Raw genomic sequence first — 16,246 nt, forward strand, 5'->3', positions numbered from 1 at the left:
CGCGCGCCGGGGGAACGCCTATTGGCGGATTTGGCCGTCGCCGAGGACGATGAACTTGAGCGACGTCAGGCCTTCGAGGCCAACCGGGCCGCGAGCGTGCAGCTTGTCCGTGGAGATGCCGATCTCGGCGCCGAGACCGAATTCGAAGCCGTCGGCGAAACGCGTCGACGCATTGACCATGACCGAAGCCGAATCCACTTCACGCAGGAAGCGGCGCGCGCGCGTGATATCCTCGGTGACGATCGCATCGGTGTGCTGCGATCCGTAAACCGTGATGTGATCGATGGCGTGGTCGACGCCGTCGACGATCCGTATCGAGAGGATGGGCGCCAGATATTCCGTGTACCAGTCCTCTTCGGTAGCGGGGCTCATCTGCGCGGCCGGGTTCATTCGTGCTGCAATGGCTCTTGCCGCGTCGTCGCCGCGCAACTCGACGCCCTTGTCCAGGTAGATCTTTGCCAGCTGCGGCAGCACCCGTGCAGCGATGTCCTTGTGCACCAGCAGCGTCTCCATGGTGTTGCAGGTGCCGTAGCGCTGGGTCTTGGCGTTGTCGGCGATGCGGATCGCCTTGTCCAGGTCCGCCTTGTCATCGATGTAGACGTGGCAGACGCCATCGAGGTGCTTGAGCACCGGGATACGCGACTCGCTGGAAATGCGCTCGATGAGTCCCTTGCCGCCGCGCGGCACGATGATGTCGACGTAGTCCTTCATCGTGATCAGTTCGCCGACGGCCGCACGATCGGTGGTCTCGATCACTTGCACGGCGGTTTCGGGCAATCCCGCCGCCTTGAGGCCTTCATGCACGCAGGCGCCGACCGCCTGGTTGGAGTGAATCGCTTCGGAGCCGCCCCTCAGTATCGCCGCATTGCCGGACTTCAGGCACAACCCCGCGGCGTCCGCCGTCACATTCGGACGCGCTTCATAGATGATGCCGATCACGCCCAGCGGCACGCGCATTCTGCCGACCTGGATCCCGCTGGGCCGGTAGCTCATGCCACTGATCTCGCCCACCGGGTCGGACAACTGTGCGATCTGGCGCAGACCTTCCGCCATCGCCGACACGCTCTTCGGCGTCAGCGTCAGGCGATCCACCATCACCGCCTCCAGGCCTTTCGCTCGCGCCGCTTCGACATCCTTGCGGTTGGCATCGAGCAAGCGCGCGATGTCGCGCTCGACGGCCTGCGCCATCGTCATCAACGCGTCGTTCTTCGCGCCGGTCTCGGCTTTCGCCATGGCCCGCGATGCGGTGCGCGCCGCTCTGCCGATCGAATGCATGTAGGACTGAATGTCCATGTTCCTATCCCCGGATACTGGCGCCGATTTTACCCTTATTCGCCGTCTCGCGGCCTTGCGGCGCGGGTGTCGTCAGCTCCAGTCCCAGGTGCAGCAGCGCGTCCCATACATCGCCACTCGCCAGTCCCTTGATCATGCGGTCTATCTCGGCGGCGCGGCGCAGCGCCGCGATCAGTCGGGTCTGCGCGAGGCGGCGCAACGCCGCCGGCATCAGATCCTGTCGCGGTCCCCACACCCGGGCGTCGCGCAGGGCTTGCGCAAGCGGCCGGCCACCGGCCATCGCCGCTTTCACCCGGGCCATGGCGCGCGCTTCCTCGGCGATTGCCCACAGCACCAGCGGCGCGGCTGCGCCCTCGGCTTGCAGGCCGTCGAGCAGGCGCACGAAGTGCACGCGATCGGCCTTCAGCAGCGTCGCGCCGATCTCGAACACGTTGAAACGTGCGACGTCGACCACCGCGTTCTTCACTTCATCGAACGGCAGCGATCCGGCAGGAAACAGCAATGCCAGCTTCTGCACCTCCTGATGTGCCGCCATCAGATTGCCCTCGACCCGGTCGATCAGGAACTCGATGGTCTGCGAGTCGGCCTGCTGCCCCTGTTGTGCCAGACGGCCCGCCAGCCATTGTCCGAGATGGTCGCGCTTGATTGCCGCGGTGTGGACCGCAACCCCGGCGCCGTCCAGCGCCTCGAACCATTTGGACGTTTGCGACTGGCGATCCACGCCGGGCAGCGTGATCAATGTCACGGTCTCTCCAGGCAGGGAGCCGGCCAGTTGCTGCAACGCTTCGCTGCCGTCCTTGCCCGGCTTGCCGGACGGAATACGCAGGTCAAGCAGGCGTTTCGGGGCAAACAGCGACATGCTGTTGCTCACCATGGCGAGCTCGCCCCAGTCGAATCCGGACTCGGCGATCAGCACGCGGCGCTCGTCGAAGCCCTGCTCCAGGGCCTTTGCGCGTATGCGGTCGGCAGCTTCCAGGGCGAGCAGCAACTCTTCGCCATAAACGACGTAGAGATTCTTCAGTCCGCGTGACAGATGTTGGGGAAGTTGTTCCGAGTCGATGCGCATCGCGGTGAGCTAAGACGGATTCTGCAGCATCGGCAGGTGCTCAGTTGTTCATCCGCGCCAGCAGTTGCTGGAGCTTCTCGGGGTCGTCGCTCCTCAGCATCTTCTGGGTAAAGACGATGACTTCCTGCAGGTCGGATTTCAGCACCTGCTGCTTTACCGACAACAGATGCGCGGGATGCATCGAGAATTGCCTCAGTCCGAAACCGAGCAGCACGCGCGTGAGCCGCACGTCGCCGGCCATTTCACCGCACACGGCGACCGGCACATCAGCGCGGTTGGCGCTGCGGATGATGTGCGCCACCAGATTGAGTACCGCCGGGTGCAGCGGATCGTACAGATGCGCCACGGTATCGTCGGCGCGGTCGATCGCGAGCATGTACTGGATCAGATCGTTGGTGCCGATCGACAGGAAGTCGAGCCTGCGGGTGAACGTGGAAAGCGACAACGCGGCGGCCGGAATCTCGATCATGCCGCCGACCGGGATCTTTTTATCGTAGTCAATCCCGTCCTCGTCGAGGCTGCGCTTGGCTTCGTCGATGTGATGCAGCGTCTGGTTGAGTTCGTTCGCCGAGGACAGCATCGGGATCAGGATGCGCACCTTGCCATAGTGCGATGTTTTCAGGATTGCGCGCAACTGGCGATGAAACATCTGCGGCTCGACCAGGCACAACCGGATCGCGCGCAGTCCCAGCGCTGGGTTGGGCGCAACGCGCTCGGTGGCGTCGACATGTTTGTCGGCACCGAGATCGAAAGTGCGAATGGTGACCGGCCGTCCGTCCATGTCCTGCACGACGCGCCGATAGGCTTCGAACTGCTCGTCCTCGCTCGGCAGGTCGCCCCGGTTCAGGTAGAGGAATTCCGTGCGGAACAGGCCGACGCCATCGGCGCCATTATCCCTCGCGTCGGCGACATCGTCGGGCAGCTCGATGTTGGCGTGCAGTTCGACGGACGTGCCATCGAGCGTGGTCGTCTTGGTTTTCTTGAGTCGCTTGAGCTTGAGGCGCTCGAGTTCCCACTGCTCCTGGCGCAGCTTGTATTCGGCGAGCACCGTCTTGTCCGGATTGACGATGACCACGCCATTGTTGCCGTCGATGATCAGGACTTCGTTCTCGCGGATCAGCGTGCGCGCGTGATGCAGTGCCACCACCGAAGGGATGTTCAAGCTGCGGGCAATGATCGCGGTGTGCGAAGTGGCGCCGCCGAGATCGGTGATGAAGCTTGCGAACTGATGGCTCTTGAACTGGATGACATCGGCGGGGGACAGGTCGTGTGCGACGAGAATGCTGTTTTCCTCCGGCGCGCTGCGCGCCAGCACCTGGCCGGGGCGTCCCATCAAGACCTTCAGGATGCGCTCGACAACCTGGATGACGTCGGTCTTGCGGTCCCTGAGATAGCCGTCCTCTATGCTCTCGAACTGATCGATCAGCGCATCCATCTGCAGCTTGAGCGCCCACTCGGCGTTGCACTGCAGGGATTCGATCAGCTGCTTTGGCATCTCCGACAGTGTCGGATCGTCGAGAATCATCAAATGCACGTTGAGGAAGGCTTCGAACTCGGCCGGCGCGCCCGAGGGTATGTGCTCGCCAAGGCTGGCAAGTTCCGCGCGCGCCGTGACGACGGCGGCGTCGAAGCGCGCCTTTTCCTCGGCGACGCGCGACCTGGAAATGTCGTAGTGTGCGACCTCGATCTGCGCATGCGATACCAGCTGCGCATGGCCGATCGCGATGCCGCCCGACACGCCGATGCCGTGAATGGTGAAACTCATTCCCCTTCCCCGAATTTGTCGTTGATCAGTCCCACCAGCGCCGTCATGGCCTGGGCTTCGTCCGGACCGTCGATCTCGATTGCCACGACCGAACCTTTCGCCGCGGCCAGCATCATCACACCCATGATGCTCTTGGCGTTGACCTTGCGGCCGTCCCTGGATATCCAGACTTCGGCCGTGAACTGGCCCGCCAACTGCGTGAGCTTGGCGGACGCGCGGGCGTGCAGTCCGAGCTTGTTTACGATCTCAATTTCCCGTTGCTGCATTTCTCACCTGCGGAATGGGCATTTGCATGACGCCTTCGATGCCGCCGGAGGTGGCTTTGGCCACGACGGTTTTCAGCGGCTCGTTGCGATAAGTCAGTGCGCGCACCAGCATGGGCAGGTTCACGCCTGCCACGCCCTCGATTTTTCCGGGGATGAGCAGCCTGCAGGCGATATTGCTCGGAGTGGCGCCGTATACGTCGGATAGCACCAGGACACCGCCGCCCTGATCCAGGCCGCGAAGTAATTTGATCGCCTGTGGCAGCAGTATCTGCGGGTCGTCATGCATGCTCACGCCGATCTGCACCAGTTGCGCGGGCCGGCCGCCCATCACGTGACTCGCACTGTGAATCAGACTTTCACCGAGAGTACCGTGAGCGATGATGAGAATTCCGACCATGAATGCCTGTGGCGTCAACCGGGGACAATCCGGGGATTTTACCTTTGCGACAGCCTTTTATGCTCAGGGGAGCTACAGAAGGAAGGCGTTGCCGCGTTCTTCAGCCCTTGCGCTTCGTTATCTTTTCCAATGCATCGATCATCATCCCCGCGGCATTGAATCCGGTCTGGTCGGCGATTTCGCGCATGCAGGTGGGACTGGTGACGTTGACTTCCGTCAGGTAGTCGCCGATCACATCCAGCCCGACGAGCAGCAGGCCCGCCGCCTTGAGTTCCGGTCCCAGCGCGCGCGCAATCTCAAAGTCACGATCCGACAGGGGTTGCGCCACGCCCGTCCCGCCCGCCGCGAGGTTACCGCGGGTTTCACCCTGTTTCGGAATGCGCGCCAACGAGTAGGGAACCGGCTCGCCGTCGATGATCAGCACGCGCTTGTCGCCCTTGGTGATCTCCGGGATGAATTTCTGCGCCATGACCGTGCGCCGTCCATAATGCGTCACGGTTTCTATCACCACACCGATGTTGTGGTCCTGACGATGTAAACGGAACACCGAAGTGCCGCCCATTCCGTCCAGCGGCTTGACGATGATGTCGCCGTATTCGGCAAGGAAGTCGCGGATCAACGTTTCTTCGCGCGTGACCAAAGCGGGCACGGTGAATTTCGGAAATCTGGCGATGGCCAGCTTTTCGTTGTGGTCGCGCACGGCTCGAGGATTGTTTATCACGCGAGCGCCCTGCCGCTGCGCCAGCTCCAGCAGGTAGGTGCTGTAGATATACTCCATGTCGAACGGTGGATCCTTGCGCATCATCACCGCGTCGAAAGTTTCCAGGCCCACGGCTCTGCGTTCGCTGACCCGATACCACTGTTTTTCGTCCGACATCAGCGCGAGATCTCGTGCATAGCCGAGCGCTTTGCCGTCGCGCAACACCAGATCCTCCTGCTGCAGCACCGCCAGTGCGTGACCGCGCAACGCAGCCTCACGCATCATCGCGTACGAGGAATCTTTATAGGTCTTGATGCTGTCGAGCGGATCGAGGATGAAGGCTATTTTCATGCGCGTCAATAGGTTGGGAGCGCCGGATTGTAGCAGAGGCGCCTCTGGCACCTTCCCTATCTTCGGGATCACCAGTTTCCCAATAAGAAAAAAAGATTCCTGTTGGTATTGACGAAATTATCCCGTCTCGTCAACATTCAGGCTCCGATCCGAACTGTGCGTGCTTCATGCCCTTCCGGCTGCTTCGCTTTGCTCTGAATGCCCGTTACCCGGAACCGCGCATGTTTCGCACCCCGGACAGGTTGCGGACGAGCTACGACGTGGTGATCATCGGCGCCGGCGGACATGGGTTAGCGGCCGCTTACTATCTTGCAAGAGACCACGGGATCAGCAATGTAGCGGTGCTGGAGAAGGGTTATATCGGCGGTGGCAACACCGGCCGCAACACCACCATCGTGCGCTCCAATTATTTGACCCCGGAGGGCGTGGCCTTCTATGACGCGTCGGTGCAACTGTGGAAGGACCTTGCAACCGATTTCGACCTGAATCTTTTCTACTCGACGCGTGGCCACTTCACGCTGGCCCATACCGATTCGGCTTTGCGCACCATGCGCTGGCGTGCGGAGGTCAACAAGCACCTCGGGGTCGACAGCGAGCTGGTGGGGCGCAAGGAAATCGAAAAAGCTTGTCCGCAGATGGACCTTTCATGCGGCGGGCACGCGCCGATCCTGGGTGCGCTCTATCACGCTCCGGGTGCGATCGCGCGTCACGACGCGGTGGCCTGGGGTTATGGCCGCGGCGCCGACGGGCGCGGCGTCGAAATTCATCAGAAAACCGAAGTGCTGGGCATCAACATCGAGGGTGGCCGCGTAACGGGTGTGCGAACCAGCCGTGGCGACATCGCCACGGCCAAGGTGCTGTGCGCGGTCGCGGGTTCCACGCCGAGAATCACCGACATGGTCGGCATCCGCACGCCTATCTATATCCATCCGCTGCAGGCCATGGTGTCCGAGCCGATGAAGCCATGGCTGGATCCAATCCTCGTTTCCGGCAGCTTGCACGTCTACGTCAGTCAATCCGCTCGCGGCGAGCTGGTGATGGGCGCGTCGCTCGATCCCTATGAGCTGCACTCCACCCGCTCGACGCTCGATTTCGTCGAGGGACTCGCCGGCCACATGCTGGACCTGTTCCCTTTTCTCTCGCACGCGAACATCAATCGCCAGTGGGCGGGAATGGCCGACATGACGCCGGACTTCGCTCCGATCATGGGCAAGACGCCGGTCGAAGGTTTTTATCTCGATTCGGGCTGGGGAACCTGGGGCTTCAAGGCTACGCCGGTGTCCGGGAAGACCATGGCTTACACCGTGGCCAACGATCGCGATCACGAATTGATCGAAGGATTCCGGCTTTCCCGCTTCGCGGAATATGAACTGACCGGAGAGAAAGGGGCGGCGTCAGTTGGACACTGAATTCAAGAGCGTTGAAGATTTGGGTTTCTGAGAAATGAAACTGCTGCGCTGCCCGATCAACGGTCTGCGACCGGTCGCGGAATTCCAGTATGCCGGCGAAATTCGGCCGATGCCGGACCCGGACGCGTGTTCGGACGCCGAGTGGACGGACTACGTGTTCAACCGCAACGGCGCGCCCGGCATCAAGAAAGAATGGTGGCTGCATCTGGCGAGCGGCATCTGGTTCGTCGCCGAGCGAAACACCGCGACCGATGAGGTGCAGCGTACTTATCTGTACGGCGAGGAGCCGGCATGAGTGCACGGCTGCCGAAGATAGCCGGCGAGTGGATAGACCGTTCGACTCCACTCGACTTCGAGTTTGAAGCCGAGCGTTTCCAGGGATTCGCCGGCGACACGGTCAGCAGCGCATTGTGCGCTGCCGGCGTGAGCGCGCTGGGCCGCAGTTTCAAATACCACCGCCTGCGGGGCGTGTTGTCGATGGCGAATCATGACGTCAATGCGTTGTTTCAGGACGGCGGACGGCCGAATTTGCGCGGTGACGTCGCGCCGCTGCGCGAGGGCATGCGGCTTACGGCAGTCAATACCTTTGGTGGCGTCAAATACGATCGCGCACGCATTCTCGACCGGTTGTCGGCCCTGTTTCCGGTCGGCTTTTATTACAAGGCCTTCCACTCGCCGACATCGCTGTTTCCGTTCTGGGAACGCATTTTCCGCCGCATCACCGGGCTGGGTGAACTGGACTTCTCGGTGCAGCGCCTGCGCACGCCGAAGCGCTACGATTTCTGCGATGTGCTGGTGATCGGAGCCGGTCCATCCGGTCTATCCGCCGCCTTGGCTTGCGCGGACGCCGGTGCAAAGGTGTGCGTCGTCGACGAGAATCGGCGCATCGGCGGCAGCCTGACTTACCAGCGCGGCGGCAGCGATCGGGTGTTGGCTCTGTTGCGTGACCTCGGTGAACGCGTCAACCGACATCCCGATATTACCGTGCGGCCTGGCACGCTCGCTGCCGGTTATTACGCAGATCACTGGCTACCGCTGATCGAGGACCAGCGCATGACCAAGATGCGTGCTCGCGCCGTGATCGTCGCCAGCGGCGTGTTCGAGCAACCCGCCGTATTTCACAGCAACGATCTCCCCGGCGTGATGCTGGCTTCGGCGGCGCAGCGCCTGATCTATCGTTATGCGGTGAAGCCGATGCAATCCGCAGTCGTGCTGACGGCCAACGACGACGGCTATGAGGCTGCGCTCGATCTGCGGGCCAACGATATCAGCGTCGATGCCGTGGTGGACCTGCGAAGCAACGCAGGCCTCTCGACCGCCGCTGCAAAGTTGGCGCAGGCCGGCGTGCGAATCTACAGCGGGCACGGACTCCATGAATTGAGAACAAAAGGCGGACGCGTCGGCGCCGCTGTGATCTGTCCATTGCTCGCCAACGGCGAGCTCGACGCTGCCAGACAGGAAATCATCGGATGCGACGGTGTATTGGTGAGTGTCGGCTATGCCCCGGCCGCAGCGCTGCTCTATCAGGCCGGCGCAAAGATGCGCTTCGATGACGCGATTCAACAATTTGTTGCGGAGACATTGCCGCCCGGCGTATTCGCAGCGGGTCGGGTAAATGGGATCTACGCGCTCGAGGATCGCCTGCACGATGGTGCACGCGCCGGCATGGAAGCAGCCAGTCATCTCGGATTCACGACTGCGGCCGTGGCCGCCGTTGCGCGTGCCACAGTCTCCCCGAATCATCCTTATCCAATTTTCGACCACCCGCGCGCGAAAAATTTCGTCGATTTCGACGAGGACCTGCAGTTCAAGGACTTCGTCAACGCGGCGCAGGAAGGATTCGATAACATCGAGTTGCTCAAACGCTATACCACTGTCGGCATGGGTCCGAGCCAGGGCAAGCATTCGAACATGAATGCGATCCGGATCCTGGCGAAGTTGCTGTGCAAGACGCCCGGCGAGGTCGGCAGTACCACAGCGCGGCCGTTCTTCCATCCGGTGCCGATGTCGCACCTGGCCGGTCGCGGCTTTCATCCATACCGGCTGACGCCACTGCATTCCAGGCACGAGTCAGCCGGGGCGGTTTTCATGCAGGCCGGTGTCTGGCTGCGTCCCGAGTATTACGCGACCGGCGGAGGATCCAAGCTCACGACCGTGCGCGAGGAAGCGTCGGCGGTACGCAGCCGGGTGGGAATCATCGACGTGGGCACGCTCGGCAAGATGGAAATCTCCGGTCCGGATGCGGGTGCCTTCCTGGAGCGCCTCTACACGGGACGTTTTACCAACATGAAGGCCGGCATGACGCGCTACGCGCTGATGCTCGACGAGGCTGGTGTGATTGTCGACGACGGCGTGGTCGCGCGGCTTGGTGAAGAACGCTTTTATTTCACCACGACGACAACGGGCTCGGCCAACGTATATCGGGAGATGACACGGCTGAATACGCTATGGAAGATGCGGGTCGGCATCGTCAATGCGACTGGAAGCTATGCCGCCGTCAATCTTGCCGGTCCGCGCTCGCGGGACGTGCTCGCCGCAAGCACAAAGCTCGACCTTTCCGCCGAGGCGTTTCCCTATCTTGCAGTGCGCGAAGGCGAAGTGGCCGGAATGCCAGCGCGCGTGATGCGCGTGGGCTTCGTTGGCGAACTGGGTTACGAGATTCATGTGCCCGCAGATGGCGCTTGCTTCCTGTGGGACGCACTGATGCAGACCGGCAACGCACACGGTATCCGGCCATTCGGTGTGGAGGCACAACGACTGCTGCGGCTGGAGAAATCGCACATCATTATCGGCCAAGATACCGACGGCCTGACGACGCCGATCGAGGCTGCGATGAGCTGGGCGGTCAAGATGGACAAACCCTATTTCATTGGGCAGCGCAGCCTGAAAATCATCGGGGGGAAAAAATCCAAGGCGCGGCTGGTCGGGTTCGTGCTTGATTCCGACGATGAGAGCGTTGCTCCCAAGGAATGTCACCTGGTGATCCGCGACGGACAGATCGCCGGCCGCGTGACCAGCATCGCCTTGAGTCCAGCTCTCGGCCGGCATGTCGGCCTGGCATTCGTTGCGCCGAACATGGCCGCTGAAGGCACGCGATTTTTCATTCGCGCCGACGCCGGACGCATGGTGCAGGCGCGGGTAGTGCCGACGCCTTTCTACGATCCGTCGGGCGCCCTGCAGAAGTCGGCGGCAGCATGAATGCGAATCGAGCCAGTCCGGTGCACGCGCAATTTGCCGCGTTGCAGCCGCCGTGGGAAGAGCGGCGCGGCATGAGAATCGCGCCCCGCATTACTGGCGATGATGCGGCGAAGCTGAACGCAGTGGCGTTGGCCGACTTGAGTTTCCTGCCCAGGTTCGGGCTCAAAGGACCGGCAGCGGAGCAGTGGCTGGAAAGTCAGAACATCGCGCTGCCTGCGAAGGTGAATGGCTGGGCTTCGCTGTCCGGCGCCGGCGTGATTGCAAGGCTGGGGAGGAGCGAATTCTTTCTCGAGGATGGCGCTGCCGCGGATACGGTCGGCGCAATCCGGGCTGCGCTTGGAACCGGGGCCCCCGGTGTCTATCCGGTGATCCGTCAGGATGCGGGCTTCGCGCTCGCGGGCATGCGCGTAAACGAATTGCTGGTCCAGACATGCAATGTGAATTTCGAGGAATTCGGCCCGGAGGATCGGATCGCGGTGATGACCCAGATGATCGGTGTCGCCGTTCTCGCAATCCCCATCAACTACAAACAAGTGCCGTGTTACCGCCTCTGGTGCGATCCCACCTTTGCCCCTTATTTCTGGGAAACGTTTTCAGAAATCGCCGGGGAGCTGGGTGGTGGCGTCATCGGCGTGGATAGCTTGCCCGGGTAGGCGGGCAAGGTGGCTTCAACCGACTCATCAAAGGGAGCATCGAGCGCAATGTCACCCCAATCGGCAAGAAAGTACCTGAAGGACAACAAGGTCAAATACATCCTTGCGCAATTCGTCGACATTCACGGCGCTGCCAAGGCCAAAGCCGTTCCGGTCGAACACCTCGACATGATGCTGAACGAGGGTGCCGGCTTCGCCGGGTTCGCGCTATGGGGATTCGGCATGGGGCCGCACGGTCCGGATTACATGGCCGTGGGCGATCCATCCACGCTGTCGGTGATTCCCTGGATGCCGGGTTTTGCACGCATGGCCTGTTACGGCCACGTCAACGGCGCGCCTTATCAATATTGTTCGCGCGTCGTGTTGAAGCGCCAGCTCGATGCGCTCGCAAAGCGCGGCCTCACGATGTACACCGGCATAGAACCGGAGTTCATGCTGCTCAAACGCGCCGGCGACGGTAGTCTCGCTCCGGCGGACGACACCGACCTGCTGGAAAAACCCTGCTACGACTATAAAGGCCTCGCACGCTCCGTGCCTTTTCTCGAAGCGATGGTAGATGCATTGCGAGCCGTCGGCGTCGATGTCTATCAGATCGATCACGAAGACGCCAACGGCCAGTTCGAGGTGAATTTCACCTACGGCGATGCGCTGAGTTCCGCCGACCGCCTAGTGCTGGTGAAGATGGCCGCCTCGGAAATCGCCCGATCGATGGGCATGATCGCGACGTTCATGCCGAAGCCGTTCTCCGACCGCACCGGGACGGGGGCGCATTTTCACATCTCGATCGGTAACGGCAAGGTCAAGAACCTATTCCATGACGACAAGGACAAGAACGGCCTGGGCCTGTCAAAGATGGCATACCACTTCATGGGCGGCGTGCTGGCGCATGCGAAAGCGCTGACCGCGATCGTTGCGCCGACCATCAACTCGTACAAGCGTCTGGTGGTGGGGCGCGCGCTGTCGGGTGCGACCTGGGCACCGGCCTATATCACCTACGGCAATAACAACCGTACCGCATGCGTGCGCGTGCCTTACGGCAGGTTGGAACTTCGCCTGCCCGATGGGTCCGCCAATCCCTATCTCGCCAGCGCAGCGATCCTTGCGGCGGGTATGGATGGCGTCGACCGTGAGCTCGATCCCGGCAAGCCGATCAACGAGAACCTTTATGAGTGGTCGCCGGAGAAGCTCAAGCGCGCGGGAATCGGCCTGTTGCCGCAAAGCCTGAAGGAAGCGCTGGACGAATTCGAGAAGGACAAAGTATTGCGAGCCGCCCTCGGCGAGGACCTCTCCCAGGAATTCCTCACGCTGAAGCGCATGGAATGGGTCGAATACTCGCGCCACGTTTCCGATTGGGAGCGCGAGCGCTACGCGGAGTTTTTCTGATGAGCTTCTGCGGTGAGAGTTTTTTTGGAGAACGGCTATGTGTGGAATCGTAGGATTACTGCTGAAGAAACCGGAGCTACGCGAGCAGCTCGGCCAGTTGGCGATGCCGATGCTGATCGGCATGACCGAGCGCGGACCGGATTCGGCAGGGCTGGCCATATTCACCGGAGAGCTGCCAAGCGCCCAGCGCAAGTACAGTCTCTACGCGCCGGATTGGGAATACGATTGGGCAGGATTCGAAACCTTGTTCATCAGCAAATTCGGTAGCGGGGCTGCGATTGCGATCAAGGGCAATCATGCCGTGCTCACCTGCAGCGAGCCGGCGGACGAAGTGCGGCCCTGGGTCAAGCAGGCATTTCCCCAACTGCATCTGCTCGCGGCCGGCCGCCTGATGGACATCTACAAGGACGTGGGAAGTCCCGCAGATGTTGCCGCGCGCTATCAGTTCGAGAAGCTCGCCGGGTCTCATCTGGTCGCGCACACGCGCATGGCGACCGAATCGGCGGTCACGCCGGACCGTGCGCATCCGTTCACGGCCGGCGAGGATTTCTGCCTGGTGCACAACGGATCGCTGTCGAATCCCCATCAGATCCGGCGCCGGCTCGAGCCGCTCGGCATCGCTTTCGATACCGACAACGATACCGAGGCCGCTTGCCGCTATTTCGAATGGCGCATGCGCGAGGGCGACGATCTCGAAACCGCCATCCGCAAGGGCTTCGAGGAACTGGATGGCTTTTACACCTTCCTGATGGGAACCGGAGACGAGCTGGCACTGGTGCGCGATGCCTTCGCCTGCAAGCCGGCGGTGGTGGCGGAGACCGACGACTACGTGGCGATCTCTTCGGAGTTCCGGTCGCTGGCAAAGCTGCCGGACGTGAAGAACGCCACGATTTTCGAACCTGTTCCCGAGGAGATCTACGTATGGCGGGCGTAGCACAGGCACCGCACATCGCGGCGGACGTCGTCACCTTCGATCTCGCGAAGCAGCCGCTGCGCGAGCTCAACCGGTTTCTTCACCATGGACTCGGTGCGACAAAAAAAGTGCGCGTGCTCAATCCGGATGGCGCCCACAACATTGCCGCCGGCGTGAATGCGCCGGTGGAAGTCGAAGTCGATGGACACGCCGGCTACTACGCGGCGGGGATGAACCAACTCGCCACGGTTCTGATCCGCGGCAATGCCGGACCCGGGCTCGCCGAAGGCATGACTTCCGGTGTCGTGTACGTAAAAGGATTTGCGTCCGTATCGGCAGGTGCGGCGGCGCACGGCGGATTGCTGGTAATCGACGGTGATGCGTCGCTGCGTTGTGGCATTTCGATGAAAGGCATCGACATCGTGGTCGGCGGGTCGGTCGGCGATTTTTCCGCCTTCATGGCCCAGGCCGGCAGGCTGGTCGTGTGCGGCGACGCCGGCGATGCGCTCGGCGATTCACTCTATGAAGCGGTGATCTACGTGCGCGGCAAAGTGAAGTCCTTCGGCGCCGACGCCCACGAACAACCGATGAGCCGGGCGGACTACGAAGCGCTGGCGGATTTGCTGACAAGAGCCGGGCTGAAGCACGATCCGAAGCAGTTCAGGCGCGTCGCGTCCAAGCGCGAGCTGTATCACTGGAATGCCGATGCGAACCAGGAGTATTGAAAATCAGGGGCTAGGGATTAAGGGCTAGGGACTAGGTAAACCAGCGCGAAACGCGCTCGAAACCAGCCCCTAACCCCTAGCCCCTAGTCCCTCCCGAAGGGGCCATACATGAACAAGCCAGTCGCATCGCACAGACGCATGCAACTCGAGGAAAGCGCGGGCTTCGAGCGCAAGATCATCGATTACGTTCATCACGCATCGGCGACCGGTCTTTACGAAATCCGCGGCATGGGTGCGAAGCGCCATGTCCCGCATTTCGATGACCTGGTATTCCTCGGCGCGTCGCTGTCACGCTATCCGCTGGAAGGCTATCGCGAGAAATGTGTGACCAAAACCGTGCTGGGCACGCGCTTCGCGAGCAAACCGGTGGAACTCGCCATCCCGATCACCATCGCTGGCATGAGTTTCGGTTCGCTCTCCGCCAACGTAAAGGAGGCGCTTGGTCGCGCAGCCAGTGAAATGGGCACTTCGACCACCACGGGCGACGGTGGCATGACGGAGGAGGAACGCCGCTCTTCGAAGACGCTGATTTATCAATGCCTGCCTTCCCGCTATGGCTTCAAGCCGGACGATGTGCGTCGCGCGAATGCGATTGAAGTCGTGATCGGCCAGGGCGCCAAACCCGGCGGCGGCGGCATGCTGCTCGGTCAGAAGGTCAATCCGCGCGTGGCGAAAATGCGCGTGCTTCCCGAGGGAGTCGATCAACGCTCCGCTTGCCGGCACCCCGACTGGACCGGTCCGGACGACCTGACTATCAAGATCCAGGAACTGCGCGAAATCACCGATTGGGAAAAGCCGATCTACGTGAAAGTAGGCGCAACCCGGACTTTCCACGACGTGAAGCTCGCGGTGCATGCCGGCGCAGACGTGATCGTGGTGGACGGCATGCAGGGCGGTACGGCGGCGACCCAGACAGTGTTCATCGAGAATGTCGGCATCCCGACGCTCGCGGCCGTGCGCCAGGCGGTGGATGCGCTGGAAGACCTGAACATGAAGGACAAGGTGCAGCTCGTCGTCTCCGGCGGCATTCGCACGGGGGCGGACGTCGCCAAGGCGCTGGCGATGGGCGCGGATGCGGTGTCGATTGGACAGGGGATTCTGCTTGCGCTCGGTTGCAACAGCGACACCTATGTGCAAAACGGCGCGCATCATTCAGCCGCTGGCGATTACGAAAAATTGGGAACCGCGCCCGGATTCTGTCATCACTGTCATACCGGCCGATGCCCGGTCGGGGTCACGACGCAGGACGCCGTGCTCGAACAGCGGCTGGAGCCGGCGGTCGGCGCCAGGCGCGTGCGCAACTATCTCAAGACGCTGAACATGGAATTGACGACCATCGCACGCGCCTGCGGCAAACAGAACGTGCATCATCTCGAACGCGAAGATCTGGTGGCGTTGACTGTGGAGGCGGCCGCAATGGCGCAAGTGCCGCTGGCCGGCACCAACTGGATTCCCGGAACCACGGGCATTTAAGGCATTCTGAAGATGGGAGAGCCTAAGGAACAATTCCAGACCGAGCAACGGCCGGGTGCCGTCGCCGCCAACGGTAAATCGCTTGATCGTTTTATCGGCAATGTCATTCGCGAACTGAGGTTGAAAGACAATCTGACGATCGCGGAAGTCGCGGCGCAGGCCGGTATCTCGCGCGGCATGGTGTCCAAGATCGAGAACGGGCAGGTCTCCACCAGCCTGGAAACGCTGTCGAAGATCGCGCAGGCGCTCGGCGTATCGCTGGCCCACTTGTTTCGCCACTACAACATGCCTTCCGGCGGCGCCCAGTTGGTGAAGAACGGCGCCGGCATGGAAGTGGTGCGCCGCGGAACCAGGCGCGGACATACCTATCATTTGCTGGCCTACGATCAGGGGCCCAGGAAGGCCTTCGAACCTTTCCTGATTACCATGGACGATGCATCGGAAGTCTTTCCGACCTTCGAGCATCCCGGTACCGAGTTCATCTACATGCTGAAAGGCAAGATCGAATACCGCCACGGACGGCAGACATACGTGCTCGAACCAGGCGATTCACTTACCTTTCGCGGCGACATTCCGCACGGACCTGAACAGCTGATCGAACTGCCGATCCACTTCCTGTCCACCATCATCTACAGCAGCCGGGGCGACGAATAG

15 protein-coding genes are annotated in these 16,246 nt (G+C 61.7%); 9 read left to right on the forward strand and 6 right to left on the reverse strand.

Going from position 1 to position 16,246, the window contains the following annotated elements; all coding sequences use genetic code 11:
- Window positions 1-18: 18 nt before the first annotated feature.
- The 6 genes from HY067_13205 to gshB form a co-directional block, all read right to left on the reverse strand.
- Window positions 19-1,293, reverse strand: a complete 1,275-nt coding sequence (locus tag HY067_13205; protein ID MBI3528913.1) for a glutamate-5-semialdehyde dehydrogenase — start codon at window positions 1,291-1,293, stop codon at window positions 19-21.
- Between the two features lie 4 nt (window positions 1,294-1,297).
- Window positions 1,298-2,359 carry a DNA polymerase III subunit delta gene (locus HY067_13210; GenBank protein ID MBI3528914.1) on the reverse strand — a complete coding sequence of 354 codons (1,062 nt, stop codon included), beginning with the start codon at window positions 2,357-2,359 and terminating at the stop codon, window positions 1,298-1,300.
- A gap of 40 nt (window positions 2,360-2,399) precedes the next feature.
- Window positions 2,400-4,124, reverse strand: coding sequence for a phosphoenolpyruvate--protein phosphotransferase (gene ptsP, locus HY067_13215; GenBank protein ID MBI3528915.1), 1,725 nt, complete (start codon window positions 4,122-4,124; stop codon window positions 2,400-2,402).
- Entirely contained in the window at window positions 4,121-4,390 is a 270-nt protein-coding gene (locus tag HY067_13220; GenBank protein MBI3528916.1) for an HPr family phosphocarrier protein, read from the reverse strand. Before HY067_13220 ends, ptsP begins: the two co-directional genes overlap by 4 nt.
- Window positions 4,371-4,787, reverse strand: a complete 417-nt coding sequence (locus HY067_13225) for a PTS fructose transporter subunit IIA (protein ID MBI3528917.1) — start codon at window positions 4,785-4,787, stop codon at window positions 4,371-4,373. Before HY067_13225 ends, HY067_13220 begins: the two co-directional genes overlap by 20 nt.
- A 100-nt stretch (window positions 4,788-4,887) precedes the next feature.
- The gene (gene gshB / locus HY067_13230) at window positions 4,888-5,838 is read right to left on the reverse strand and encodes a glutathione synthase (GenBank protein MBI3528918.1); all 951 of its coding nucleotides are present in this window, start codon (window positions 5,836-5,838) and stop codon (window positions 4,888-4,890) included.
- Between the two features lie 167 nt (window positions 5,839-6,005).
- Here gshB and HY067_13235 point away from each other — a divergent pair, with 167 nt between their 5' ends.
- The 9 genes from HY067_13235 (at window position 6,006) to HY067_13275 (ending at window position 16,246) form a co-directional block, all read left to right on the forward strand.
- Entirely contained in the window at window positions 6,006-7,247 is a 1,242-nt protein-coding gene (locus tag HY067_13235; protein MBI3528919.1) for an FAD-dependent oxidoreductase, read from the forward strand.
- Between the two features lie 34 nt (window positions 7,248-7,281).
- Window positions 7,282-7,542 (forward strand): sarcosine oxidase subunit delta, encoded by a 261-nt coding sequence (locus HY067_13240; protein MBI3528920.1) that lies wholly within the window; start codon window positions 7,282-7,284, stop codon window positions 7,540-7,542.
- Window positions 7,539-10,445, forward strand: a complete 2,907-nt coding sequence (locus tag HY067_13245) for a (2Fe-2S)-binding protein (GenBank protein ID MBI3528921.1) — start codon at window positions 7,539-7,541, stop codon at window positions 10,443-10,445. The genes HY067_13240 and HY067_13245 overlap by 4 nt, the downstream gene beginning before the upstream one ends.
- Window positions 10,442-11,098: a methylglutamate dehydrogenase gene (locus HY067_13250; GenBank protein MBI3528922.1), complete on the forward strand. Its 657-nt coding sequence runs from the start codon at window positions 10,442-10,444 to the stop codon at window positions 11,096-11,098. Before HY067_13245 ends, HY067_13250 begins: the two co-directional genes overlap by 4 nt.
- Before the next feature lie 48 nt (window positions 11,099-11,146).
- Window positions 11,147-12,481, forward strand: coding sequence for a type III glutamate--ammonia ligase (glnT, locus tag HY067_13255; GenBank protein MBI3528923.1), 1,335 nt, complete (start codon window positions 11,147-11,149; stop codon window positions 12,479-12,481).
- Window positions 12,482-12,518: 37 nt separating this feature from the next.
- A complete protein-coding gene (locus HY067_13260) occupies window positions 12,519-13,415 on the forward strand; it encodes a class II glutamine amidotransferase (protein ID MBI3528924.1) in 897 nt (298 codons plus the stop codon).
- Window positions 13,403-14,119, forward strand: a complete 717-nt coding sequence (locus HY067_13265; GenBank protein MBI3528925.1) for a protein glxC — start codon at window positions 13,403-13,405, stop codon at window positions 14,117-14,119. The genes HY067_13260 and HY067_13265 overlap by 13 nt, the downstream gene beginning before the upstream one ends.
- A gap of 108 nt (window positions 14,120-14,227) precedes the next feature.
- Entirely contained in the window at window positions 14,228-15,592 is a 1,365-nt protein-coding gene (locus HY067_13270; protein MBI3528926.1) for an FMN-binding glutamate synthase family protein, read from the forward strand.
- A 12-nt stretch (window positions 15,593-15,604) separates the two neighbouring features.
- Window positions 15,605-16,246 carry a helix-turn-helix transcriptional regulator gene (locus HY067_13275; GenBank protein ID MBI3528927.1) on the forward strand — a complete coding sequence of 214 codons (642 nt, stop codon included), beginning with the start codon at window positions 15,605-15,607 and terminating at the stop codon, window positions 16,244-16,246.

The sequence above is a fragment of the Betaproteobacteria bacterium genome, from assembly GCA_016194905.1.
In the GTDB taxonomy this organism is placed as follows: Bacteria; Pseudomonadota; Gammaproteobacteria; order Burkholderiales; family JACQAP01; genus JACQAP01.